General features: G+C 72.2%; 23 protein-coding genes and 1 riboswitch. Of the genes, 4 read left to right on the top strand and 19 right to left on the bottom strand.

All coding sequences use genetic code 11. The features are described from left to right. Window position 1: 1 nt before the first annotated feature. From AC2YHB_RS23415 to AC2YHB_RS23395, 5 genes are all read right to left on the bottom strand, one after another. On the bottom strand, window positions 2-1,210 hold the full coding sequence (locus AC2YHB_RS23415) for an iron-containing alcohol dehydrogenase (protein WP_179649897.1): 1,209 nt from the start codon (window positions 1,208-1,210) through the stop codon (window positions 2-4). A gap of 100 nt (window positions 1,211-1,310) precedes the next feature. After that, window positions 1,311-2,033 carry an SRPBCC family protein gene (locus AC2YHB_RS23410; protein ID WP_179649895.1) on the bottom strand — a complete coding sequence of 241 codons (723 nt, stop codon included), beginning with the start codon at window positions 2,031-2,033 and terminating at the stop codon, window positions 1,311-1,313. An 8-nt stretch (window positions 2,034-2,041) separates the two neighbouring features. After that, window positions 2,042-2,899, bottom strand: a complete 858-nt coding sequence (locus AC2YHB_RS23405; protein WP_179649893.1) for an FAD binding domain-containing protein — start codon at window positions 2,897-2,899, stop codon at window positions 2,042-2,044. After that, on the bottom strand, window positions 2,896-5,352 hold the full coding sequence (locus AC2YHB_RS23400) for a xanthine dehydrogenase family protein molybdopterin-binding subunit (protein WP_179649891.1): 2,457 nt from the start codon (window positions 5,350-5,352) through the stop codon (window positions 2,896-2,898). The genes AC2YHB_RS23405 and AC2YHB_RS23400 overlap by 4 nt, the downstream gene beginning before the upstream one ends. Then, window positions 5,349-5,828 (bottom strand): (2Fe-2S)-binding protein, encoded by a 480-nt coding sequence (locus AC2YHB_RS23395; RefSeq protein WP_036547828.1) that lies wholly within the window; start codon window positions 5,826-5,828, stop codon window positions 5,349-5,351. The genes AC2YHB_RS23400 and AC2YHB_RS23395 overlap by 4 nt, the downstream gene beginning before the upstream one ends. 144 nt (window positions 5,829-5,972) lie before the next feature. Here AC2YHB_RS23395 and AC2YHB_RS23390 point away from each other — a divergent pair, with 144 nt between their 5' ends. Beyond that, window positions 5,973-7,415: a hypothetical protein gene (locus AC2YHB_RS23390; protein WP_487354711.1), complete on the top strand. Its 1,443-nt coding sequence runs from the start codon at window positions 5,973-5,975 to the stop codon at window positions 7,413-7,415. Here the strand turns inward: AC2YHB_RS23390 and AC2YHB_RS23385 are convergent. From AC2YHB_RS23385 to AC2YHB_RS23335, 11 genes are all read right to left on the bottom strand, one after another. Further along, window positions 7,408-7,833 (bottom strand): hypothetical protein, encoded by a 426-nt coding sequence (locus tag AC2YHB_RS23385; RefSeq protein WP_179649887.1) that lies wholly within the window; start codon window positions 7,831-7,833, stop codon window positions 7,408-7,410. The genes AC2YHB_RS23390 and AC2YHB_RS23385 overlap by 8 nt on opposite strands. A 98-nt stretch (window positions 7,834-7,931) precedes the next feature. Further along, entirely contained in the window at window positions 7,932-9,224 is a 1,293-nt protein-coding gene (locus tag AC2YHB_RS23380; RefSeq protein ID WP_179649885.1) for an HNH endonuclease signature motif containing protein, read from the bottom strand. A gap of 272 nt (window positions 9,225-9,496) precedes the next feature. Continuing rightward, the gene (locus tag AC2YHB_RS23375; RefSeq protein WP_179649883.1) at window positions 9,497-10,738 is read right to left on the bottom strand and encodes a transcriptional regulator; all 1,242 of its coding nucleotides are present in this window, start codon (window positions 10,736-10,738) and stop codon (window positions 9,497-9,499) included. Window positions 10,739-10,795: 57 nt separating this feature from the next. Further along, window positions 10,796-11,926, bottom strand: a complete 1,131-nt coding sequence (locus AC2YHB_RS23370) for an XdhC family protein (protein ID WP_179649881.1) — start codon at window positions 11,924-11,926, stop codon at window positions 10,796-10,798. Then, window positions 11,919-13,049, bottom strand: a complete 1,131-nt coding sequence (locus AC2YHB_RS23365) for a vWA domain-containing protein (protein ID WP_179649879.1) — start codon at window positions 13,047-13,049, stop codon at window positions 11,919-11,921. The genes AC2YHB_RS23370 and AC2YHB_RS23365 overlap by 8 nt, the downstream gene beginning before the upstream one ends. Then, the gene (locus tag AC2YHB_RS23360) at window positions 13,046-13,936 is read right to left on the bottom strand and encodes an AAA family ATPase (RefSeq protein WP_179649877.1); all 891 of its coding nucleotides are present in this window, start codon (window positions 13,934-13,936) and stop codon (window positions 13,046-13,048) included. The genes AC2YHB_RS23365 and AC2YHB_RS23360 overlap by 4 nt, the downstream gene beginning before the upstream one ends. A 9-nt stretch (window positions 13,937-13,945) precedes the next feature. Continuing rightward, on the bottom strand, window positions 13,946-14,545 hold the full coding sequence (locus AC2YHB_RS23355) for a nucleotidyltransferase family protein (RefSeq protein ID WP_179649875.1): 600 nt from the start codon (window positions 14,543-14,545) through the stop codon (window positions 13,946-13,948). Window positions 14,546-14,656: 111 nt separating this feature from the next. After that, window positions 14,657-16,285, bottom strand: coding sequence for a chaperonin GroEL (gene groL / locus AC2YHB_RS23350; RefSeq protein ID WP_036547800.1), 1,629 nt, complete (start codon window positions 16,283-16,285; stop codon window positions 14,657-14,659). A 105-nt stretch (window positions 16,286-16,390) separates the two neighbouring features. Continuing rightward, entirely contained in the window at window positions 16,391-17,248 is an 858-nt protein-coding gene (locus AC2YHB_RS23345) for an ATP-grasp domain-containing protein (protein WP_179649873.1), read from the bottom strand. 10 nt (window positions 17,249-17,258) lie between these two features. Next, entirely contained in the window at window positions 17,259-18,086 is an 828-nt protein-coding gene (locus AC2YHB_RS23340; RefSeq protein WP_179649871.1) for an SGNH/GDSL hydrolase family protein, read from the bottom strand. Between the two features lie 58 nt (window positions 18,087-18,144). Continuing rightward, the gene (locus AC2YHB_RS23335; protein WP_179649869.1) at window positions 18,145-18,615 is read right to left on the bottom strand and encodes an OsmC family protein; all 471 of its coding nucleotides are present in this window, start codon (window positions 18,613-18,615) and stop codon (window positions 18,145-18,147) included. Between the two features lie 60 nt (window positions 18,616-18,675). Here AC2YHB_RS23335 and AC2YHB_RS23330 point away from each other — a divergent pair, with 60 nt between their 5' ends. The 3 genes from AC2YHB_RS23330 (at window position 18,676) to AC2YHB_RS23320 (ending at window position 21,948) form a co-directional block, all read left to right on the top strand. Beyond that, the gene (locus tag AC2YHB_RS23330; RefSeq protein ID WP_179649867.1) at window positions 18,676-20,262 is read left to right on the top strand and encodes an AMP-binding protein; all 1,587 of its coding nucleotides are present in this window, start codon (window positions 18,676-18,678) and stop codon (window positions 20,260-20,262) included. 74 nt (window positions 20,263-20,336) lie between these two features. Next, a complete protein-coding gene (locus tag AC2YHB_RS23325) occupies window positions 20,337-20,708 on the top strand; it encodes a YciI family protein (protein WP_218864719.1) in 372 nt (123 codons plus the stop codon). Between the two features lie 19 nt (window positions 20,709-20,727). Then, window positions 20,728-21,948, top strand: coding sequence for an RNA polymerase sigma factor (locus tag AC2YHB_RS23320; protein WP_257026897.1), 1,221 nt, complete (start codon window positions 20,728-20,730; stop codon window positions 21,946-21,948). 108 nt (window positions 21,949-22,056) lie between these two features. Here the strand turns inward: AC2YHB_RS23320 and AC2YHB_RS23315 are convergent, their stop codons facing one another. The 3 genes from AC2YHB_RS23315 to otsB all read right to left on the bottom strand — a co-directional run bounded on the left by AC2YHB_RS23315 (window position 22,057) and on the right by otsB (window position 24,753). Next, a complete protein-coding gene (locus tag AC2YHB_RS23315; protein ID WP_036547788.1) occupies window positions 22,057-22,335 on the bottom strand; it encodes a ubiquitin-like small modifier protein 1 in 279 nt (92 codons plus the stop codon). Between the two features lie 33 nt (window positions 22,336-22,368). Continuing rightward, on the bottom strand, window positions 22,369-23,658 hold the full coding sequence (thrC, locus tag AC2YHB_RS23310) for a threonine synthase (RefSeq protein WP_487354710.1): 1,290 nt from the start codon (window positions 23,656-23,658) through the stop codon (window positions 22,369-22,371). A 10-nt stretch (window positions 23,659-23,668) separates the two neighbouring features. Then, window positions 23,669-23,812: riboswitch (SAM riboswitch) on the bottom strand. Between the two features lie 98 nt (window positions 23,813-23,910). Continuing rightward, a complete protein-coding gene (gene otsB, locus AC2YHB_RS23305) occupies window positions 23,911-24,753 on the bottom strand; it encodes a trehalose-phosphatase (RefSeq protein ID WP_036547782.1) in 843 nt (280 codons plus the stop codon). Window positions 24,754-24,855: the final 102 nt, after the last annotated feature.

Below are 24,855 nucleotides of genomic sequence, written 5' to 3'. Positions count from 1 at the left end.
GTCACAGCGCTTCGAGGAAGAGCTTCTCCACGTCGTGCAACGTGGCGGCACGCGGGTTGGTCGTCAGGCACGCGTCGTCGAGGGTCGTGTCCGCGAGGCGGGGTACGTCGGCCTCCGTCACCCCGAGCTCGCGCAGCCCCCGTGGCACTCCGACGTCGTCGGCCAGCCGGCGCACGTGGTCGGCGAGCAGGTCCGCGGCCTCCTCCCCGGGCATCCCCGCGACGTCGAGCCCGGCCGCCGCGGCGAGCGCGACGAAGCGGTCGGGCGTCGCGCGGGCGTTGTAGCGGATCACGTGCGGCAGCAGCACGCCGTTGACGACCCCGTGCGGGGCGTCGAGCAGGCCGCCGACCTGGTGGCTCATCGCGTGGGTGGCACCGAGGATCGCGTTGGAGAACGCGAGTCCGGCCTGCAGGCTGGCCTGCGCCATCTTGCGGCGGTGCTCGGTCTCGAGGGGGTCGGTGATGGTGGAGCGGAGGTGGCCGCAGACCAGGCCGACGGCGTTGAGGGCGTGGGTGTCGGCGAGCGGGTTGTGGGCCAGCGACACGAACGCCTCGATGCCGTGGGTCAGCGCGTCGAGGCCGGTCGCGGCGTTGAGCAGGTCCGGCATCGTGACGAGCAGCCGCGGGTCGGTGATCGAGATGTCCGGGACCAGGGCACGGCCCATGATCGTCACCTTCACCGAGCGGGCGGTGTCGGTGACGATGCAGAACTGGCTGACGTCGGCCCCCGTGCCCGACGTGCTGGGGATGATCAGCAGGGGCGGGATGGGCTGGGTCATCCGGTCGACGCCGCGGTAGTCGAGGATGTCGCCGCCGTTGCCGGACAGCACCGCCACGCCCTTCGCGGCGTCGGCGCAGGAGCCGCCGCCGATGCCGATGATGACGTCGCACTCCCACTCCAGGTAGTGCGCGAACGCCGCCCGGACCTCGTGGTCGCGCGGGTTCGGGGTCACCTGCGACCACACCACCGGACGCAGGCCCGCCTCCCGCAGGTGGCCGAGCAGCTCGTCGACCCAGCCGGCGGCGATGATGCCGGGGTCGGTGACGACCAGGGGGCGACGCGCGCCGAGCCGGGCCGCTGCGAAGCCGGCCTCGCTGAGCGACCCGGTGCCGAAGACCACCTCCGGCGCGTGGAACTTCACCAGCCCGGTCGGCTCCTCGTCGGCACCGCCCGAGAGCCGGGGTCGGGCCGGAGTTGCCGTGAGCACCATGGTGATCCCTTCGCCGATGTGACAGGCACCACACTGCTCCTCGAACGTTGCAACGAGGTTGGCACGCACCTGCCCGAACGGACAGGTGCGTGCTGTCCTGCTACCTGCGCAGCGTCCGGACCAGCAGGCGCAGGCCGATCAGCGCGAGCACCGCGATCGCCGCCTGCTTGCCGTAGCTCTTGAGGAGCACCGGCAGGACGGCCGAGCCCAGGTCGAGCGCGTCGTCGTCGTTGGCCGGCGCGGCTGGGCGTGCGGGCGCCGGGCGCGGGGGCTCCTGATCCGCCACGCCACTACCGGATTTGTCGTCCCCGGCCGCGGCGGACGACGAATTCGGTTGTTGAACCGGAGCCTCCGGAGCCGCCTCGGCGGCGAGGCGCTGCTCGAGGCAGGTCACGAACTGGCCGAGCAGCTTGTCGGAGACGTCCTGCATCACGCCACGCCCGAACTGGGCCGGCTTGCCGGTGATGGCGAGGTCGGTGACGACGTCGACCTGCGTGGAGCCGCCGTCGGCGGCCGCCATGGTCACGGTGACCTTCGCGCCCGCCGTGCCGTTGCCGCGCTTGTCGCGGCCCTTGGCGTCGACGACGAACCGGCGCGCGGCCTCGTCGCGCTCGACGAAGCTGCCCGCGCCGGCGTACACGAGCGCGATCGGGCCGAGCTTGACCTTGCAGGTGCCCTCGAAGGTCGGGTTGCCGTCGGCGTCCTCGCCGACGGCGGTGACCTGGGCGCCTGGGAAGCACTCGGCGAGCGCGCCGATGTCCTGGAAGTGCGCCCAGGTCGCCTCGACCGAGGTCGGGACGGTGAAGGAGTGGCTGAGGTCCATCCTGCTCCTCAGCTCCGGGCTGCCGCCGCGAGCACGGCCCGACGGGTCAGCACGGTCGCGAGGTGGCGGCGGTAGTCGGCGTCGCCGTTGAGGTCGCTGGGCGGGTTCGTGCCCTCCGCGGCGAGCGCGGCAGCGGCGGCCACGCCCTCCTCGGTCGCCGGCTGCCCGACCAGCGCCTGCTCGGCGGCCTCCGCACGCAGCGGGGTCGAGCCCATGTTGGTCAGCCCGATCCGCGCCTCCGCGATCGTGTCGCCGTCGAGCCGGACCGTCGCCGCCACCGCGACGATCGGCCACTGGTGCGCGATCCGGACGAACTTCTCGTACGACGCCCCCCAGCCGTCGTACTTGGGGACCTTCACCGCGGTGAGGATCTCGTCGTCGGACAGCGCGGTCTCGAAGAGGTCGACGAAGAAGGCCTCGGCCGCCACCTCCCGGGTGCCACCGGGCCCCTGCACGACGAAGGTCGCGCCGAGCGCCCGCGCGGGCGCCCCGAGATCGCCCGCGGGGTCGGCGTGCGCGAGCGCGCCGCCGAAGGTGCCCCGATGCCGGACCTGGGCATCGGCGAGATGGGTGATCGCCTTGCTGATCAGCAGGGCGTGCTCGTGGACGAGCGGGTCCTGGCCGACGTCGTGGTGCGTCGTCATCGCGCCGATCACCAGGTGGTCGCCGGCGTCGCGGACACCCCGCAGGCTGTCGATGCGACCGAGGTCGATGACCCACTCCGGGGCGTTGAGCCGCATCCGGAGCACCGGCAGCAGGCTCTGCCCGCCGGCGATGATCTTGGCGTCGTCGCCGTGCTCGGCCAGCGCGGCCACGGCCTCCTCGACCGAGGTCGGGGCGACGTACTCGAAGGCTGCGGGGATCACTGGACCCCTCCTTCCGACTCGTCGAAGTGGGGCATGGCCGACTCCGTCGTCCGGCCACCGGACGACCCGCTGTTGATGGCCCGCCACACCCGCTCGGGCGTGCACGGCATCGCGACGTCGTGGACGCCCAGCGGGCGCAGCGCGTCGACGACCGCGTTGACGACGGCCGGCGTCGAGGCGATCGTGCCGGCCTCGCCGACGCCCTTGGTGCCGAGCGAGTTGGTGGTCGACGGAGAGGTGGTGTGGTCGATCTCGAAGCTGATCGTGTCGGCCGCCGTGGGCAGCAGGTAGTCGACGAACGACCCGGTGACGAGGGTGCCGTTGTCGTCGTACACGGCCTCCTCCCAGAGCGCCTGGGCGATGCCCTGCACCAGGCCGCCATGGACCTGGCCCGCGACGATGAGCGGGTTGATCACCACGCCGATGTCGTCACAGCAGACGTACTTGCGCAGCCTGACCTGGCCGGTCTCCGTGTCCACCTCCACCGCGCACAGGTGCGTGCCGTGGGGGTAGTTGAAGTTCACCGGGTCGTAGGTCGCCTCGGAGTCGAGCGAGGGCTCCATCCCGTCGGGCAGGTTGTGCGCGGCGAAGACGGCGGTGGCGATCTCCTGGATCGCCATGCCCTGGTCGGTCCCCTTGACGGTGAACCGGCCGCCGCTGAACTCGAGGTCGTCGGCGGAGGCCTCGAGGAGGTGGGCCGCGACGGGCCGCGCCTTCTCGATGACCTTGTCGAGCGCCCGCACCAGGGCCTCTCCGCCGACGACCAGGCTGCGGGACCCGTAGGTGTCCAGGCCCTTGTGGGAGATCTGCGTGTCGCCGTGCAGGATCTCGACGTCCTCGAACGGTACGCCGAGCCGGTCGGCCACGATCTGGCTGAACGCCGTCTCGTGCCCCTGTCCGTGGGCCGACGCCCCGGTGACGACCTCGACCTTGCCGGTCGCGAGCATCCGGACCTCGGCATGCTCCCAGCCGCCCGCCCCGTAGTTGAGGCTGCCCAGGACGCGGGACGGCGCGAGGCCGCACATCTCGGTGAAGGTCGAGACGCCCAGCCCGAGCTGGACCTTGTCGCCACGGGCCCGTCGCTCGGCCTGCTCGGCGCGGAGGGCGTCGTACCCGAACATCTCCTTGGCCCGCGCGGTGGCGGCCTCGTAGTTGCCGGAGTCGTACTCCAGGCCGGCGACCGTGGTGAACGGGAACTCCTCGTGCTTGATCCAGTTCATCTCGCGGACCTCGAGCGGGTCCTTGCCGAGCTCGGCCGCGAGCTCGTCCATCAGCCGCTCGATGGCGAAGGTGGCCTCGGGCCGGCCGGCGCCGCGGTAGGCGTCGGTCCAGGTCTTGTTGGTGAGGATGTTGGTCGTCTGGAACTGGTACGCCGGGAACTTGTAGATCGCGTTGAACATGAACGCGCCCAGCACCGGCACCCCGCCGCCCACGATCGCGACATAGGCGCCCAGGTCCGCGAGCAGGTCGACCTTGAGGCCGGTGACCCGGCCCTCCTTGGTCGCCGCGAGGGTGAGCCGCTGCCACTGGTCGCGCCCGTGGTGGGCCGTGAGCAGCGACTCGCTGCGGGTCTCGGTGAACTTCACCGGCTTGCCGAGCCGGCGGGCCACCGCGAAGGTGATCATCTCCTCCGGCGTCTGCTGCAGCTTGCCGCCGAAGCCGCCACCCACGTCGGGGGCGATCACCCGGATCTTCGACTCGGGGACGCCCGTGGTCGCGGCGATCGCGAAGCGCAGGATGTGCGGGACCTGGGTGGCCGACCAGACCGTGATCTGCTCGCCCGTCGGGTCGACGACCGTGCTGCGCGGCTCCATGAACGCCGGGATCAGCCGCTGCTGGCGGTACTCCCGCTCGATGACGATGCCGTTGGCGCGCGCCTCGGCGATCGCGGCCTCGACGTCGCCGCCGGTCCCGGCCTCGGCCGAGTCGAAGCGCCAGACGGCGCTGACGTTGGTGCCGAGGTCGGGGTGCGCGATCGCTCCCCCGGTCTCGTGCGCGGTGGCCGCCTCCTTGAGGTCGAGCGCGGCCGGCAGCTCCTCGTAGTCGACCTCCACCAGCTCGGCGGCGTCGCGCGCCTCCGCGGCGGACCGGGCGACCACGACGGCGACCGTCTCGCCCGCGAAGGCGACCCGGTCGGTCGGCATCGGCAGGTGCGCCGGGGTGACCTGGTCGGTGACGACCGGCCACGCGTTGATGCAGGCGCCCTGGCCCTCGTCGAGGTCGGCGCCGGTCAGCACCGCCACCACGTTGGTCGCGGCCTTCGCCGCGTCCGTGTCGATGTTCGTGATCCGCGCGTGCGGGAACGGGCTGCGGACCATCGCCAGGTGGAGCATCCCGGGCAGCGTGATGTTGTCCGTCCACCGCGTCCGGCCGGTGATCAGGCGCTGGTCCTCCTTGCGTCGCCGGTCGCGGCCGATCTCCTGGCCGGTCGTGGGCTCCTGGGTCGCGGTCATGCCGATGCCCCCTCCGTCGTACCGGCGGCGTGCTGAACGGCGCGCACGATGTTGTGGTAGCCGGTGCAGCGGCACAGGTTGCCCTCGAGGCCGAGCCGGATGGCCTCCTCGGAGGGGCTCGGGTTCTCGTTGAGCAGGTCGACGGTCTGCATGATCATCCCGGGCGTGCAGAACCCGCACTGCAGGCCGTGGCACTCCCGGAACGACTCCTGCACCCTGTGCAGCTGGCCGTCCTCCCCGGCCAGGCCCTCGATGGTCGTGACCTCCCCGCCGTCGGCCTGGACCGCCAGCACGTTGCAGGACTTCACGCTCCTGCCGTTGAGGTGGACCGTGCACGCGCCGCAGTTGCTGGTGTCGCAACCGATGACGGTGCCGGTCTTGCCGAGCTTCTCCCGGAGGTACTGCACGAGGAGCATCCGGGGTTCGACGTCGTCGGCGACCTGCTGGCCGTCGACGGTGAGGTTGATCCGGGCCATGACTCTCCCTTGAGCGCGAGGGGACCTGTGATGCGGCTCACGCTAGGGATGGTGAGGTTGGCAGATGGTTGCGCGCCGGGTCGGGGTCCCGGTTCTTCCTGTTCTGCCCCGGCGCGGGGGCGTTGGCGGTTACGGTCTGCGGCCATGAGGTGGTCTCGGGGCGTGGTGCCGGCGCTGGTGCTGGGTGCGGCGACGATGCTGGCGGCCTGCGGCACGAACGACCCGACGACCCCGGGCGCCTACGGCGAGGACCCGGGCTTCGTCACCGGCTCGCCGGTGGTCTTCGAGGAGGGGAAGTACCCCCTCGGAGAGTACGTCGACTGGGACGACACGCTGCGGATCCGGGCGGACGTCGTCGGGGTCGACGGCGACGACAGCGGTGCGTGGCTGGCGATGGCGGTCCGGGTCGAGAACACCGGCGCGAGGTCGCGGGTGATCCCTGAGCTCGAGCTCTCCTGCGACGGGCAGGAGAGCGGTTTCGGCGCCACCGTCGAGGGCGAGGCGCCGAGGCCTGGGCGCGTCCCAGCCGACGGCTCGGTCGAGTACCAGGAGCGGTTGTCGATGCTCGGTGGGGGCGCGAGGGGCGATTCGATCCCGAAGTGCACGGGCGAGGTCACGATCGACCTCACCCTGCGGGGCGAGCGCTCGTCAAGCACCATGCAGGCCTGGACCGTGCCCGACGACATCGTCGACGAGCTCAACGAGCGCCGCCCGACCCCGGCGTCGGGCGGGCAGCAGGAGATCTCCCCCGGGCTGCTGATCGACATCGTGGTGGAGTCGGTCGGCGGCGACGGCCAGCGACCTTGGCTGAACGTCAGGGTGGACTACTCGAACAGCACGGGGACCGAACAGCCGCTCGATCCACCGACGCTGCACTGCGCCCAGTCGGACGGCGCGGGCCAGGCCCTCCAGGACGACCTCACCGTCGGCTGGTCGGGCGGCGTGCAGGTCGGGCTCCTGATGCCTCCGGGTGACGACGGGGAACCGCTCACGGCCTGCCACGCCCCCGCCTACGTCGAGATCGGCTCCGGGCGCTGGACGCTCTCCGAGGACGAGCTGGACTACCTCAACGAGGAGCTCGCCCGCGAGCCCGGCCGGCCCTACAGCTGGGCCGCCACGGACGACTCGTTCTCCTCCGGCTACCAGATCGTCGTCGTACCGGACGCCACCGCCGCCGAGGCGCTCGAGGCCCTGGGCCCGAACCGCCGGAAGGTCAGCCCGGAGCGCTTCTGGGCGATCCGCGTGGCCGAGCACGACGGCGGCGTCGTGCTCTTCACCTGGGGGCTCGTCGACGAGGACAGGGTCGTCGCGCTCAGCCGTATCGGTGGCCTCGCCGCGTCGTACGGCAACACCGTCAACGGCGACGACCACGTCCTCGTCGCGCGCGACGGCAAGGTCGTCCGCAGCTTCGACCCCTTCCTCGGCCAGGACTATCTCAAGTCGAAGCACCTGCCCGAGGAGAAGGGGCTCGACCTGGAGAACGACACCGGGCCGGCGTCGTGGACGCTGCTCGAGCGGCTGACGAAGGTGCACATCACACGGGACTGGTTGATGGACGAGGACCACCCCGCCTACCTGGTCAAGTGAAGGAGCGGGTGCGCGGCCCGGTCCAGGACAGCTCGTCATCCTCCTCCGGCACCTCCCCGGAGACCACCGCCAACCACCATCCACCGGCGTCGACGCCGACCACGGCGCGCTCGCCCATCCAGTCGACCTCCACCCGGTCCCCCGGCGTCGCCCGACCGACCGCCCAGCCGCCTGTGCCGATCCATCCGAAGAGCGGTGTTTCGTCGACTGCCGGGATCCCGACGTCGTCCTGGTGGCCGACGCGCGACCAGGTCCGGTCGCGCCGGACGAAGACGCTGACCTCGATCTCGCGGCCGTCACCGTTCAGGTCGTCGAAGCGGGCAGCGTGGACGCCGTCGACGATGACCGTGCGTACGACGCCGTTCCCGGGGACGGCGGACTCCCAGAGCACGTCGTCGGGCGCGTCAGGTGCGGTCACCTGGCCAGTCTCGTCACGCGCCGGCCCGCCTGTCGTCCGATTTGTCGCCCGGACATGCCGGTGGCCCCGCCGGTGGGGCGGGGTGTGGGGCTTGGTGGTCAGTAGCCGTCGAGGATCGTGGTGCCGGCGGGGCCGACGTGGAAGTGGTGGCCGTGGGGGCTGGTCCACAGGTAGTGGCCGGGCTGGATCACGAGGTAGCGCCATTGGCTGTGGGTCTTGGCGCGGTGGTGCCTGCGGCAGAGCGGGACGAGGTTGCAGGGACACGTCTTCCCGCCCTCGCCATGGGGCTTGGCGTGGTCGAGGTCGCAGCGGACCGCTTGTTGGGGGCAGTTGGGGAACCGGCAGGTGTGGTCGCGCAGCCGGACGCGTCGCTGGTGGCGGTCGGGGATCTCGTAGGAGTCGACCGGGATGCAGTCGGCCAGGTCGATGACGGGCCGGACGATGACGGTCGTGCCGGGGACCTGCAGCCACTCCTTCACCTGGGCCGTCTGGACGGGTGACCTGGTCTCCTCACACCGCCCGACGTTGTTGTCGCCGGTGAGGGCGGTGTCGGTGATGTGGACATTCAGCTCGACCCGCCGTCCGGGCGCTTGGGCGATGACCTCGCCGGTGGTCTCGTCGGCGATCAGCAGGTCGAGGGCGAGGTCGCGGCGGGCGATCGCACCGACCGCCTTCGCCCGACGCACATCGAGGGAGTCGGTGTCGCCGAGCTGGCCCCGCAGTGCTGCTTCCCGGGAGATGGCTTGGTTGAGGTCGTGGCCGTCGGCCGCATCGAGGTAGGCCTCGAGGTGCACGCCGCCGTGCTCATCGGTGTCGGTGATGTTGCAGTGACGGTGCTCGTTCGCGGCCTGCCGTTCGGCCTCGGCGCGTTCGGGGTCGAACCGGAGGATCGCCTCGGTGACGAGGCGTTCGAGCTGCGCCCAGCCGACCCCACCGACGGCGGCGTCGAGGTGCCGGTCCACGAACTCCGCGGCTTCTGCCGGCAGCGACCTCGTCAGGTCAGCGATGCGCTGGGCCCGCCACGGCGCCACCCGGCCGTCCACCACGGCGGCATACAGCAGCGGCAGGCGCCAGGCGCACTCGATGACCTGACCCACATACGACCGGCCACCATCCGGCGACCTGCCAAGCACCGCGATCAGCTCCATCAACCGGAACTCGCTCACGAGCGGGGCACCCGGGCCGGCGATCGGGACACCGGTGTCGAGATAGCCCTCCGTCAACGTCGCTGCACCCTCGGGACTTTCGACGATGTTGGCCTCAGCCCAGGCGGCGATGTTCATCCACTCCCGGATCAGGAGGTGGTCACGGACCTCGGCGTCGTCAGCGATCCACGACAGCAGCGAGGCTGTCGAAACCGCTGTCGCGGTGCCGCTGGTTCCGAGATCCATGACTGGATTCTCCCATCGACCTCCGACACAAAGAAGCGACGGAAACCCGCCTGTGGACAGGGGAAAGTCCCTCGACGGGGTGTGCAGAACAAGTGGTGCAACGAGTGAACACGGGCTGCCGGACCGCACCCGACCGCGCGACCCAGTCCCGCACCCATGCCGCTCGTCGCTGCGTTTGAAGACCCGACCACCCACCCAACCGAAGGGCACAACGGGTGCACCGGAGCCAGGGGTCTCGTGACGGTCGCTGCGCGACCTCCTCGACCACCGGGTCAGACGTCGGCGACCGCCAACCGCGCCTTCAGCAACGGGACCGAGGGGTGGGCGACACGACCGTCGAGGGCGAGGCGGGCGAGGCAGGCCTCCAGCACCGCGGTGTCGTACGGCGCCAGCTCGGCGTAGTGCAGGACGGCGTCGGGCTGGGGGTCGGCCAGCAGCGCCTCGCGGACGGCGACGGCGACGTACTCGCCCATCTCGACGAGGGCCGGGCTCTCGGTGCCGGGGAGGAGGTCGCCGCCGTAGGCCTCGACGGCGGCCGCGACCTCGCCGCGGCGGAGCAGGCCGAGCACGTGGTCGACGTCGGTGGCGATCGGCATCAGCAGGCGGTAGGGCCGCGACGCGAGCTGGCCGGCGAGGGCGTGGCGCAGGTGGGAGACCTCGGCCTTGAGGGTGGAGAAGGTGACCGCGTGATCGCCGTAGAGCATCGCGTGGAGCTGGTCGAGGGAGAGCCCGTCGGGGTGCAACGCGAGCAGGGCGAGGATCTCGGTCTGCCGGCGGTTGAGCAGGAGGCGCTGGCCGTCGATCCGGGCCTCGGCGGTGCCGAGCAGGCTGAGGACGAGACCGGGCTCGACCAGCTCGTCGCCGGGGGCGGCCTCGTGGAGGTACTGCTGGGTGCGGGGCAGGGCCTGCTCGACCAGTCGGGCCAGCACCCGCGCGGTGGCGAGGCCGATCGGGTGGGTGCGGTCCCAGGTGGTCGAGATGTCGAGCACGCCGAGCTTGGCACCGCTGACCGGGTCGTGCACGGGCGCCGCCCAGCAGACCCAGTTGTGCACGATCGGCGCGTAGTGCTCGGCGCTGAACACCATCGCGGGCCGGTCGAGCCGGTTGGCGAGGTCGAGGGCGTTGGTGCCGACCGACTGGTCGTCCCAGCGCCCGCCCATCACGAAGTTGACGGTCTCGGCCTTGCGGCGCATCACCCGGCCGCCGTAGGTCCACAGCACGCGGGTGTCCGGGTCGGTGACGGCGAGCACCAGGTCGCCGTCCTCGGCCGTACGGCGCAGCTCGTCCTCGACCCGCTCGACGGCGACCTGGAGCGGCGAGCCCTGCCAGAACGAGCGGGTCTCCGACTCGTCGGCCAGCGGCGCCTCGACGACGTCGCGGGCGACGACCGCGCCGGACCGCTCCCAGCTGTCCCGGATCTCCGGGCGCACGAGCGGCGCCGCGCGGTCGCCCTGCTCGACGAAGGTGGTCCACGCCGAGAGCGCAGCCCTCCGCCGCTCCTGGAGCTCGTCCATGCCAGCACACTACTCCCGGGGTGTGACGGTGATCACTCCCCTTCGGAGGTAGGGCGCCTACGCGTGGATCCGGCCCTCGCGCTCGGCGAGCGGCTCCCCCGATCCTCCCCAGCGCCCGGCCACGATCTCCGCGGCGATGCTGATCGCGGTCTCCTCCGGGGTGCGCGCACCGAGGTCGAGGCCGATGGGGCTGTGCAGCCGCCGCAGCTCCGCCTCGCTGACGCCGGCCTCGCGCAGCCGCTCCATCCGGTCGTCGTGGGTACGACGCGAGCCCATCGCCCCGACGTACCCGACCTCGGGCAGGCGCAGGGCCACCTCGAGCAGCGGGACGTCGAACTTCGGGTCGTGGGTCAGCACCGTGATGACGGTGCGCCCGTCGATCCGGCCGGCCTCCTGCTCGGCCTGCAGGTAGCGGTGTGGCCAGTCGACGACGACCTCGTCGGCGCCCGGGAAGCGGCTCGTGGTGGCGAAGACCGGCCGGGCGTCGCAGACGGTCACCCGGTAGCCGAGGAAGCCGCCGACCCGCGCGACGGCGGCGGCGAAGTCGATCGCACCGAAGACCAGCAGCCGCGGGGCGGGCGCGAACGCCCACACGAACACCCGCAGCCCCTCACCCCGGCGCTCGCCGTCGGGGCCGTAGGACAGGGTGCCGTTGTGCCCGGCGGCGAGCAGGCCGAGGGCGTCGTCGTGGACGGCGGCGTCGATCCGCGCGCTGCCGAGGCTGCCGCTGAGGCCGCCGTCGAGGTCGGCGTCCGGGCGGATGAGCACCCGCCGGCCGACGTACGACGGGTCCGGGTGGTCGACCACGGTGGCGACCGCGACCGGCCGGCCGGCCTCGATGTCGGCCGCGACCTCACCGAGCTCGGGGAAGGTCTCCCGGCTGACCTTCTCGACGTAGACGTCGAGGATCCCGCCGCAGGTCAGGCCGACGGCGAAGGCGTCGTCGTCGGAGACGCCGTAGCGGTGCAGCTCGGGGACGCCGGACGCGGCGACGGACTGCGCGACGTCGTACACGGCGCCCTCGACGCAACCGCCCGAGACCGAGCCGACCGCGGACGCGTCCGGACCGACCAGCATCGACGCGCCCGGCGGGCGCGGGGCGGAGCGGAAGGTGGCGATGACGGTCCCCATGCCGACGCTCTCGCCGGCCTCCCACCAGGCGAGCAACTGGGGCAGCACCTCACGCATCGGCGAGCACCTCCGTGAGCTCGGCGAAGGTCGCCAGCGAGTGGCCGGCGAGGAAGTGGTCGACGTGCGGCAGGACGGCGACGATCCCCTGCTGCACGGGCGCGTAGCCGTCCTTCCCCCGGTGCGGGTTGACCCACACGACGGTGTGCGCGAGACGGTGCAGCCGGGCGACCTGCTCACCGAGCAGCCGTGGCTCCCCACGTTCCCAGCCGTCGCTGAAGACCACCACGGCCGCACCGCGCGCCATTCCCCGTTGCCCGTGGCGGTCGAGGAATGCCTGGAGCGTCTCCCCGAGACGCGTGCCGCCCGACCAGTCGGGGACGACCTCCCCGGCGGCCGCGAGCGCGCGGTCCGGGTCCCGCAGCCGCAGCGGGCGGGTGATCCGGGTCAGCCGGGTGCCGAGGGTGAAGACCTCGACCTCGCCGGCCGCCGACCCGGAGGCGGCACTGATGCGGTGGGCGAGGCGGAGCAGCGCGTCGGCGTACCCGCTCATCGACCCGGACACGTCGACCAGCAGCACGACGCGGCGGTTGCGCGTCGCCCGGCGCCGGTAGCGGATCCGGTCCGGCTCCCCCATCCGGCGCAGGCTGGCGCGCAGGGTGCGGGAGGCGTCGACGTCACCCCTCCGGCGAGGTGTACGACGAGCAGTGGCGCGTCGCGGCAACCGCACCCGCAGCGAGGCGAACATCCCCGCGAGCAGGGCCCGCTCGGTGGCGTCGAGCGTCGCGACGTCACGGTGCCGCAGCACCTCGGCGGCGCTGGCCGCCGCACGCACCGGGTCGTCGTCGGGGTCGGCACCCGCGCCGTCGCCCTGGTCGTCGGGGAGCAGGCCCACCCCGGTCCGCGGCTGGGCGCCGCGGGGTCGCAGCGTGGGCGCGGTGTTGTCGCGGCCGAACCACTCGTCGAAGACGCGGTCGTGCCGCTCGACGTCCTCCGGCGTGGCGCAGAGCGTCGCCCGGCCGGCGGTCCGGGTGGCGTCGCGGTCGGCGATCCCGACGAGGGCGACCGCGTCGAGATAGGTGCGGGTGCGGTCCTGGGTGACCGCGACGCCGGCGGCGCGCAGCGCGGTCGTGAAGCCGAGCAGGACCTCGTCGGCGTCGCGGACCAGCAGCGGCGTGCTCATCGGGCCAGCATCCGGTCGAGGGCGGCGCGCACCCGCTCGGCGTCGTCGCGGTACTTCACCAGGGCGCCGAGCGTCAGGGCGGCCGTCTCGACGTCGAGCTCGACGGTGCCGAGGTGCTGCAGCGCGCGGCCCCAGTCGAGCGTCTCGGCGACACCGGGCGGCTTGAGCAGGTCGGAGCCCTGGCGCAGCTGCTGCACGACCTGGACCACCTGCCGGGCCAGCTCGGCGCTCACCTCGGGGGCGCGCGAGCGGACGATCGCCACCTCGCGGTCCAGCCCCGGGTGGTCGATCCAGTGGTAGAGGCAGCGGCGCTTGAGGGCGTCGTGCAGCTCGCGGGTGCGGTTGGAGGTGAGCACGACGGTCGGCGGGGTCGCGGCCTGCACCGTCCCGAGCTCGGGGATCGTGACCTGGTACGTCGACAGCACCTCCAGCAGGAACGCCTCGAACTCGTCGTCGGCGCGGTCGACCTCGTCGACCAGCAGCACCGCGGGGCTCTGCTGCAGCGCGGCCAGCACCGGGCGGGCGAGGAGGAAGCGCTCGTCGTACAGGCTCTTCTCGGCCTCCTCCACGTCACCGCGTCCACCGGCCGACGCGCCTCCGGAGACCGCCTCGAGGGCGCGCAGGTGCAGGATCTGGCGCGGGAAGTCCCAGTCGTAGAGCGCCTGGGTCGCGTCGATGCCCTCGTAGCACTGCAGCCGGATCAGCGGCCGCTCGAGCGCCTCGGCGATCGCCTCCGCCAGCGCGGTCTTGCCGGTGCCCGGCTCTCCCTCGAGCAGCAGCGGACGCCCCATCTCCAGGGACAGGAACAGGACGGTCGCCAGGTCGTCGTCGCAGAGGTAGCCGGTCTCCCCCAAACGGCGCGCCAGCTCGGCGACACGGGCGTCCATGGGGCGAGGCTATTGAGCGGGTCGTTGGTCCGAGGTTGGCTCGTCGACGTCGACTCCCGACGCCAGGTCGCCGCACTCGACGAGCTGCGGGTCGTTGACCGAGAGGTACAGGCGCGCACCCCGGTCCCCCGACGCCGCGTCGCCGACCGGCGCCCAGTGCTCGCGCCCGAGCAGCACGGGGTGCCCCGGCGTGCCGTCGTACGACGCCCGCGCGAGCGCCGACGGACCGGTGTCCGCCTGCCCGAGCACCCGAGCGACCACCGCGGCGGTGACGTCGGGCAGGTCGACGAGGTGGACCAGTGCGGCGTCGTGGCCGGTGCCGGCCAGCTCCCGGAGGCCGGTGCGCAGGGACGCGCCCATGCCGGCCTGCCAGGCCAGTGCCCGCACGGCATGGACCCGGGTCAGGTCGCCCAGCCCGTCGGCGAGCACCCACTCCGCCTCGTCGGCGGATGCGCCGAGCACGACCGTGACCTCGTCGCAGCCGCCCTCGAGCAGCACGGTCACGGCTCGGGTCAGCCACGGCCGGCCCGCGTCGTCGCGGACCAGTGCCTTCGGCATCCCCATCCGGGAGCCGGCGCCGGCGGCGAGCAGGAGCCCGGTGACACTCACGGGATCGACCCTGCCACAGAAATGGCGCAAGGCCCCTGCCGGAGCAGGGGCCTTGCTGGTGGTGCTCAGGGAGCGACCGGACTCAGCCGAGTCGAAGCTCGTTCGCTTCGCTCAGAAGTCCATGCCGCCCATGCCACCGGTCGGGTCGCCCGCGGGGGCGGCCTTCTCCGGCTTGTCGGCCACGACGGCCTCGGTGGTGAGGAACAGCGCGGCGATCGACGCGGCGTTCTGCAGCGCCGAGCGGGTCACCTTGGCCGGGTCGATGATGCCGTTGGCCAGCAGGTCGACGTACTCACCGGTCGCGGCGTTGAGGCCCTGGCCGGCGGGGAGGTTGGCGACCTTCTCCGCGACGACGCCGCCCTCGAGGCCGGCGTTGATCGCGATCTGCTTCAGCGGCGCGGAGACCGACGCCTTGACGATCGCGGCACCGGTGGCCTCGTCGCCCTCGAGCTCGAGCTTCTCGAACGCGGCGGCAGCGGCCTGCACCAGCGCGACGCCACCACCGGGGAGGATGCCCTCCTCGACGGCCGCCTTCGCGTTGCGGACGGCGTCCTCGATGCGGTGCTTGCGCTCCTTGAGCTCGACCTCGGTGGCCGCGCCGACCTTGATGACGGCCACGCCGCCGGCCAGCTTGGCGAGGCGCTCCTGGAGCTTCTCGCGGTCGTAGTCGGAGTCGGAGTTCTCGATCTCGGCGCGGATCTGGTTGACCCGGCCCTCGATCTGGGCCTGGTCACCGGCACCCTCGACGATGGTGGTCTCGTCCTTGGTGATGACGACCTTGCGGGCCTGGCCGAGCAGCTCGATGCCGGCCGACTCCAGCTTGAGGCCGACCTCCTCGGAGATGACCTGGCCGCCGGTCAGGATCGCGATGTCCTGCAGCATGGCCTTGCGGCGGTCGCCGAAGCCCGGGGCCTTGACGGCGACGGACTTGAACGTGCCGCGGATCTTGTTGACGACCAGGGTCGACAGCGCCTCGCCGTCGACGTCCTCGGCGAGGATGACGAGCGGCTTGCCCGACTGCATGACCTTCTCCAGCAGCGGCAGCAGGTCCTTGACGTTGCTGATCTTGCTGTTGGCGATGAGCACGTAGGCGTCCTCGAGGACGGTCTCCATGCGCTCGGGGTCGGTGACGAAGTAGGCCGAGATGTAGCCCTTGTCGAACCGCATGCCCTCGGTGAGCTCGAGGTCGATGCCGAAGGTGTTCGACTCCTCGACCGTGATCACGCCCTCCTTGCCGACCTTGTCCATCGCCTCGGCGATGGCGTCACCGACGGTGGCGTCGCCACCGGCGGAGATGGTGGCGGTGGCGGCGATCTGCTCGCGGGTCTCGACGTCCTTGGCCATGCCGAGGAGCTGCTCGGAGACAGCGCTCACGGCAGCCTCGATGCCGCGCTTGAGACCCATCGGGTTCGCGCCGGCGGCGACATTGCGCAGACCCTCGCGGACGAGCGCCTGGGCGAGGACGGTCGCGGTCGTCGTACCGTCACCGGCGACGTCGTCGGTCTTCTTCGCGACCTCCTTGACCAGCTCGGCGCCGATCTTCTCGTAGGGGTCCTCGAGCTCGATCTCCTTGGCGATGGACACACCGTCGTTGGTGATCGTGGGGGCGCCCCACTTCTTCTCCAGGACGACATTGCGGCCCTTGGGGCCAAGGGTGACCTTGACGGCGTCGGCGAGCGTGTTCATACCCCGCTCGAGGCCACGCCGGGCCTCCTCGTTGAAAGCAATCAGCTTCGACATAACTCCTGCGATTCCTTCGCGATGTCCGTTATCACTCTCAAGGCGAGAGTGCCAGCATCATGTTTAGCACTCGACCATGGCGAGTGCAAGGAGAAGGGGCTCTTCTCAGGCCGGATTCAGCCGGGCGCGGACCATCTCGGCGAACCGTCCCGCGTTCGCCGGGTCCACGTCGAGGTAGAGGCCCGGCTCGATCAGCTCCAGCTCGCTCACGACCCACTGGTCCTGCCAGGCCATCAGGTCGACGCGCGCGTAGGCGAGCTCGGCCCCCGTGCGGGCCTCCACCGCCCGCACGGCGTCCGCCGCGACCCGCGCGCGGCCCGGGTCGAGGGCGACCGGGCGGCTGCTGCCGCCGTACAGCTCGTGCACGCGCAGCTCCCCGGCCGCCGCGACCTTGTCGACCTGCGCGACGGGCGCGCGGTCGAGGACGTAGACCGACGACTCCCCCGTCGTCCGCACCGACTCGACGACCGGCTGCACGATCCACGGACCCGCGACCAGGCCCTCGAGCCGGCCGTCGTCCACGCTCTCGGCGACGACCACGCCGACGCCACCGGCGCCGGTACGTGGCTTGATGACGACGCGCCCCCACCGCTCCAACGCCCGCGCCAGCCCACCCGCGAGGTCGGTGTCGTCGAGCAGCGCCGTCGGCACCGTGGGTACGACGTCCGCGATCTCCGTCAGGTAGGCCTTGTCGGCGTTCCAGGCGAAGGCCTCCGCACCGTTCAGCAGCGGTGTCACCGCCTCCACCCGCTCCGCCCACGCGAGGAAGGCGGCGAGGCGGCGGTGGTAGTCCCACGTCGAGCGGACCGCGACCAGGTCGGCCTCGGCCCAGGCGACGTCTGGGTCGTCCCAGCGCACCCAGCGGGCCTCGATCCCGCGCTCCGCCAGGGCGGCCAGCAGCAGCTCGCCACCGGGCTCGCCCTCGGGCATCAGGTCGAAGGTCGCGAGCAGCACGGTGGTCACGGGACCGAGGCTACGAGCGGGGTGGGTGGTGCCCGAAGGGCAGGTCGACGGCGTGGCCGAGCGCCAGCAGGACCGACGGGACGAGCGCCTTCGCCGTCCGCTTGTAGCCCAGCGCGCTGGGGTGGAAGCGGTCGAGGCTGAACATCTCGTCCGGGTTGGTGATGAAGAACGGGCCCACCACCCGGGCCAGCGACACGGCGTGCGCGCCGTTGCGGACGGCGACCTCCGCCTGCGCCGTGGCGAGCTGGCGCGACATCCGCGAGCCCAGTGAGCGCAGCGGCTGCGGGACGGGGCGCAGCGCCCCCAGGTCGGGACAGGTGCCGACGACGACCTCCGTGCCCTGCGCCCGCAGCCGTACGACGGCCTCCTCCAGCTGGGCGGCCGAGGTGGCGACGGGGACGCGGTGGGTGACGTCGTTGCCGCCGACCACGATGACGGCCACGTCGGCCAGGTAGCCGTCCGGCAGGCCGTCGAGCTGGCCGGCGAGGGCCGAGGTCTCCGAGCCCACGACCGCTGCGGTCCGCAGCCGCACCGGTCGGTGCAGCTCCCGCGCCAGGCCCCGGGCGATCCGCGCCCCGAGGGTGTCCTTCGGCCGCTCGGCGCCCAGCCCGGCGGCGATCGAGTCACCGAGGACGAGCAGCTCGAGGGGCGCGCCGGCGTAGGACTTCCGCTTCCACGTCTTGTCCGCGGGCAACGCCTGCTCGCCGAGCGGCTTGCCGATCCGGGCCCGGGCGATCGCGGCCTGGCGGCGCAGCAGCTCCCGACCGCCGCCGGTGGTGACCCCGATGCCGGCGAGCGCGACACCGGCGCCGACGAGGGCCTTGCGGGTACGACTCATGGACGCTTTGAACCAGACCGTCCTGAACGGATCGTGGCGGCCCGGTGGCCCGGGGATGTCAGGCCGGCGCGACCTCGATCACCGGCTCGTGCCGGACGGGGAAGTTCACCGACGCCGCGATGAAGCAGTTCGTGCTCGCCTCGCCGTGGATCTCCCGCGCGGTCGCGACCATGGCGACGTCGGCGACGGTGACCCGCGGCCGGAGCACGACCTCGGTGAAGTGGCCACCCTGGCCGACCTGGGCCATCGTGCCGACCGGGCTGTCGTCGTACGACGTCACGACGACGCCGTGGTTGACGGCCGAGTGGAGGTAGGACAGCAGGTGGCACTGGGCGAGCGCGGCGAGCAGCAGCTCCTCGGGGTTCCAGCGGGTGGCGTCGCCGCGGAAGGTCGGGTCGGCGGACCCTGCGAGGTCGGGCTTCCCGGCCGCCCGGAGCAGGACGTCACGTCCGTAGTCGCGGTAGCCGGAGGTGCCCGTGCCGCGGTTGCCCTGCCAGGTCAGGTCGAGGGCGTAGTGGTGCGAGGCCATGGTCCCATTCTGTCCGAGAACGCTAGCGAGAACTTGTTCTAGTTTGGCAGGCTGTCAGCTGTGACCGCCGCCACAGCCGCCCCGCGCCCGATCAACCTCGCCGACATCCTCGAGGCGATGGCCGACGCCGTCCCCGACCGGGTCGCCGTCTTCACGATGGAGCGGGCCTGGACCTTCGCCGAGATCGACGACCGGGCCACCCGCCTGGCCAACCACCTGACCGGACTCGGCATCCGGCCCGGTGAGCACGTCGCGGTCCACGCCACCAACCGGATCGAGTGGGTCGACGCGCTCTACGGGTGCCTCAAGGCACGCGCCGTGCCGATCAACATCAACTACAAGTACCTCCACGACGAGCTCGCGTACCTCTACGACAACGCCGACTGCGTCGCCGCGATCATCGCGCCCGAGTACGTCGACGCGGTCACGGCCCTCGACACGCCCACCCTGCGCGAGATGGTCGTCCTCGGCGAGGGGTACGACGCCGCGCTCGCCGCCGCCTCGCCGGAGCGCCCGGTCAACGGCCGCTGCGCCGACGACCACTACGTCCTCTACACCGGCGGCACCACGGGCAACCCCAAGGGCGTGGTGTGGCGCATCGAGGACCTGATCCGGGCGGCGCTCAACGCGGCCCGGTACGGCGCTCCGCTCGACTCGGTCGAGCAGCTGGTCGAGGAGGCGGTCGCGGTCGAGAACCCGATGGTCCTGCTCGCCTGCGGCCCGATGATGCACGGCGGCAGCCAGTGGATCCTCGGCAACGGCCACGTGGCGGGCCAGACGATCGCGCTCTACACGGAGCCCAACTTCAGCGCGACCGGCATCCTCGACCTCGTCGAGAAGGCGAAGGTGGTCTCGCTGACCTTCCTCGGCGACGCGATGGGCCGCCCGGTCGCCGAGGCGATCCTCGCCGAGCCGGACCGCTGGGACCTCTCCAGCCTGGCCGCGGTCTCCAACGGCGCCGCTCCCCTGTCCGACGGGGTGCGCGAGGAGATCCGTCGCGCGCTGCCCGGCCGGTTCATCCTCGACTCCTACGGCTCCTCGGAGTCCGGCGCCGCCGGCTCCCGGGTCGACGACGGCTCCGAGGGCGGCTCGGCGGCGCCGCGCTTCACGGTCAACGACCAGGTCGAGGTGTTCGACCCCGAGATGAAGCCGTGCCCGCCGGGCGTCGACGGCATGCTCGCGCGCACCGGCCCGGTCCCGCTCGGCTACTACAAGGACCCGGTCAAGACCGCCGCCACCTTCAAGGAGGTCGACGGCGTCCGGTGGGTGATCCCCGGCGACTTCGCGCGCCGCGAGGAGGACGGCTCCGTGACCGTGCTCGGCCGCGGCTCGGTCTGCATCAACACCGGCGGCGAGAAGGTGCACCCCGAGGAGGTCGAGGCGGTCCTGCTGCGCCACGAGGACATCTTCGACGCCGTCGTGGTCGGGACCCCGCACGAGCGCTGGGGCCAGCAGGTCACCGCCCTCGTCCAGCGCCGCGAGGGCGTCCAGCTCGACGAGGACGACGTCCGCGACCACTGCCGCGCGCTGATCTCCAACTACAAGGTGCCCAAGGCGGTGCTCTTCGTCGACACGGTGCCGCGGACCCCGGTGAGCAAGGTGGACTACCCGGCGAGCGCGGCCCTGGCCGCGCAACTGCTGGGCTGATTTTTTCCCGTCGGTTGTCGATCGGGGGCGTCCCCGCGCGTCATCGCGGTGAAAGACTCCCTTCCATCACACCTATGGAGACCACCATGACCGAGTACGTCGTCCTCCTCACCGCCGACGAGAACGTCTGGGACAACGCCACCGACGAGCAGAGGGTCGCGATGTTCGCCCGCCACGAGGAGTTCTCGCGGCTGCTCGCCGAGCGCGGCCACACCGTGACCGGCGGCGCCGAGCTGACCCACTCCCGCGCGACCAAGCGCGTCGCGCGCGGTAGCGACGGCAACGTCACCGTCACCGACGGCCCGTTCGCCGAGGCCGTCGAGCAGGTCGGCGGCTACTACTCCGTGCAGAGCGACGACCTCGACGACCTGCTCGAGATCTGCGCGGTACTGGCCGACGGCGACACCACCGTCGACGTCCGGCCGGCCGTCGAGCAGCCCGTCTGACGGTTTGGCCGGCGAGCGGTTGAGCAGCGCCGACGCGCTGGGCCGGCTCCACCGCGACGAGTGGGGCCGGCTGCTGGCCCTGCTCGTCGCACGCTTCCGCCGGCTCGACCTCGCCGAGGACGGGCTGGCCGACGCGTTCGAGGCTGCGGCCCGGCACTGGCCGGTCGACGGCGTCCCGGACAATCCCCCCGCGTGGCTGCTGACGACCGCTCGGCGCAAGGTCCTCGACCGGTTGCGGTCGGAGTCGGTGCACGCGACCAAGCTGCCGCTGCTCGTCGTCGACGCGTACGCCGCCGAGGCGGCCCAGCGGGTGATGGCGGACGGAGGCGAGGTGCTCACCGACGAACGGCTCCGGCTGGTGCTGCTGTGCGCCCACCCCCGGCTGTCGCCCGAGGCCGCGGCGGCGCTCACCCTGCGCCTGGTCCTCGGCGTACCGACCGAGGACATCGCCCGCCTCTTCCTCGTGCCCGCGGCGACGATGGCCGCCCGACTGACCCGCGCCCGCAAGAAGCTGGCCGGCGCGGAGTTCACGCTCCCCGACACGGCCGGACTGGCCGAACGCGTCGGGGTCGTCGGTGACATCGCCTATCTCGCCTTCACCGCCGGCTACGCCCCCGGCAGCGGCACCGACGTGCACCGCCCCGGCCTCGCCGGCGAGGCGATCCGCCTGGTCCGGGTCCTGCGCTCGGTCCTGCCGGCGGAGGTCGACCGGTCCGAGCTGGACGCGCTGCTCGCCCTGATGGTGCTGCTGCACGCCCGCCGCGGCGCCCGCGTGGTCGACGGGGAGCTGGTCCTGCTCGCCGACCAGGACCGCACCCGCTGGCACCACGCAGAGGTGCTGGAGGCCCTCGACCTGCTCCGCCCGCTCGTGACGGCCCCGCCGGCGCCGTACCTCCTGCAGGCGCTCATCGCCGCCGAGCACGCCATCGCGTTCCGTGCCGAGGACACGGCGTGGCACCGCATCGTCGAGAGGTACGACGAGCTGGTGGCCCTGCAGGACTCGCCGGTGGTGCGCCTCAACCGCGCCGTGGCGCTCGCCGAGCGGGACGGACCCGAGGCCGGGCTGGCCGCCCTGGCCGAGGTGGCGCTGCCGACCCACCGGCTGCCCGCGGTCCGGGCCGAGCTGCTGGCGCGGCTCGGCCGGATCGACGAGGCCCGGCGGGCCTACGACGCGGCGATCGCGCTGTGCCGCAACGACGCCGAGCGGGCGCACCTGATCGCGCGACGGGCGACGCTCTGAGCCAACCGGCCGCCGCAGGACCGGCCCGGCGTCGTACGAAAGTCGTACGAAAGAGGAGAACGCCGCGGACCGAGACCGGTCCGCGGCGTCCTCGTCGGTTCGGGTGGGTCAGCAGCCGCCCGCGACCGCGGGGATCACCGACACCTCGGCGCCGTCCGGCGTCGGGGTGGCGAGGTCCTGCTCGAAGCGCACGTCGTCGTTGTTGACGTAGACGTTGACGAAGCGGCGCAGCTTGCCGTCCTCGTCGACGATGCGGCCCTTGATGCCGGCGTAGTTGGCGTCCAGGTCGTCCAGGATCTCGGACACGGTGGCGCCGGTGGCGCTCACCTCGGACTCGCCACCGGTGTAGGTGCGGAGGATGGTGGGGATCCGGACGCTGACTGCCATGGGTGTTCCTTCGTGCTCAGGTGGTGGGGGTGCTCAGAGACCGGTCGCCTTGAAGGCGCTGTAGGTCGGGGCGATGGTCGCGGCGGCGCTGACGTGGCCGGAGACCGCGTCGAGGGTCTTGAGACCGTGGCCGGTGTTGATGATGACCGTCTCGAGCTCCGGGTCGAGCTGACCGGTCTCCACGAGCTTCTTCGTGACCGCGGTGGTCGTGCCGCCGGCGGTCTCGGTGAAGATGCCCTCGGTGCGGGCGAGCAGGACGATGCCGGCGCGGATCTCGTCGTCGTTGACCTCCTCGATCGCACCACCGGTACGACGGGCGATGTCGAGGACGTAGATGCCGTCGGCCGGGTTGCCGATCGCGAGGCTCTTGGCGATCGTGTCGGGCTTGACCGGGCGGATCGCGTCGGTGCCGGCCTTGAAGGCGGTGGCGACGGGGCCGCAGCCCTCGGCCTGGGCGCCGAAGATCCGGTAGGGCTTGTCCTCGACCAGGCCGAGCTTGATCAGCTCTTGGAAGGCCTTGTCGACCTTGGTGAGCTGCGAGCCGGAGGCGACCGGGATGACGACCTGGTCGGGCAGGCGCCAGCCGAGCTGCTCGGCGATCTCGTAGCCCAGCGTCTTCGAGCCCTCGGCGTAGTAGGGACGGACGTTGACGTTGACGAACGCCCAGCCCTCCTCCTCGCCGGCGATCTCGGAGGCCAGCTTGTTGACGTCGTCGTAGTTGCCGTCGACGGCGACGAGGTTCTCGGTGAAGATCGCCGAGTTGACCTGCTTGGGCTGCTCGAGGTTGCTCGGGATGAACACGACGGTCTTGATGCCGGCGCGGGCACCGGCCGCGGCGACCGCGTTGGCGAGGTTGCCGGTCGAGGGGCAGGCGAACACGGTCGAGCCGAGCTCGCGGGCGGCGCTGAGGGCGCAGGCGACGACGCGGTCCTTGAAGGAGTTCGTCGGGTTGGTGGAGTCGTCCTTCACCCACAGCTTGGCGATGCCGAGCTCGCGGGCCAGGTTGTCGGCCTCCAGGAGGCGGGTGAAGCCCGGCTCGGTGTTGGGGCTGGTCTCGATGTCGTTCGGGACCGGCAGCAGCGCCTTGTAGCGCCAGATGTTGCGCGGACCGGCCTCGATCTCCTCGCGGGTGACGGCCGGGAAGTCGTAGGCGATCTCCAGCGGCCCGAAGCACTCGGGGCAGGCGTAGAACGGGCCCAGGTCGACCCGGTGCCCGCACTCGCGACAGGACAGCGCGGTGGCGTGCCCGAAGGCGCCCTCGCGGAGGCCGGACGCGGACGACCTGGCGGTGGACGTGGCCTCTTCGGTCACAACGGCGCTCATGGATTCCTCCTTCTCATCTGTCCCGGACGACTCTCGCCGGGTCGGATTTGGCACCGTTTCCGCGACGTCCGCGCCAGCGTGCTGGCGCGTCCGGGAGTTCGCGGCGGTTGCCGGGACTTCTTCGGGCCGTTCCCTCAGTCCCTCTGGATGAGCGAGATCAATGTACGGGTGACAGGTCACCCACCACGAATCGAGATCCCGAATGGCGAGATCCACGTCCGGGATGTGAGATCAGGCGCGGCGGGGGGGGGCTCAGCGGCGGGCGCGCGCGTCCGCGGCGAGGCCGCGGAGGAATTCGAGGACGCCGTCCGGCCCGCGCACCACCACGTCCGACATCTCCACCAGCGCGCTCTGCTCGTCCGAGGCCGAGCACACGCGCAGGGTCGCGAGGCCCTGCCGACCGAGCTCGTCGACCGCCTCGAAGGCCTCCACGTCGCCCAGGTCGTCGCCGGCGAAGACGAAGCCCTCGGCATCGAGCACGGCCGCGAGCCGGTTGACCACCATGCCCTTGTGCGAGCCCGCCGAGCGGACCTCGATGACCGAGCGTCCCGGCTCCAGGACGAGGCCGTGGGCGCGGGCAAGCTCGCGCATCGGCGGCAGCAGCCGCTCGAACGCCTCCTCGGAGTCGGGCAGGCGCCGGGTGTGGACGGCGACCGCGAGCCCCTTGTCCTCGACGAAGGCCTCGCTCGCGCCGGCCAGGCGCAGGGTCCGCGGCAGGTCCCGCTCGAAGGTCGCCAGGCCCCGCGGCGGGCGCGCACCGAGGATCCGGCGCCGCCCCGAGCTCCACCGCTCGTTGCCGTACTGGCCGAAGACGAAGAGCTCCTTGCCGGCGGCCTGCAGGGCGTCGCCGACCTCCTCCAGGCCACCCAGGTCGAGCGCCTGCCGGGCCGGTCGTCCGGTGATCACCGCGATCGCGGCCACCTCGGCGGCGAGCTCCACGAGCGCCTCCCCGGCCGCGGGGTGGATGTGCGCCTTCGCGGGGTCCTCGACGATCGGGGCCAGCGTGCCGTCGAAGTCGAGGCCGACGACGGTGCGCGACGCGACACCGACCACGGCGTCGTACCGCTGTTCACCTTCGTCGGACGAGAACCTCACTGACCCATCCCACCATGCCGGCACGGGGAGATGGTGTCCGGTAGGTGAAGTTTCAACCCGGTGGGGCCCATCACCCAGCGGCGAAGACGCGCTCGCGCCGGA

Source organism: Nocardioides sp. SRI_004 (genome assembly GCF_057586415.1).
The sequence above is the reverse complement of the archived record's forward strand: the minus strand, read 5'-3'. Positions and strand labels throughout refer to the sequence as shown.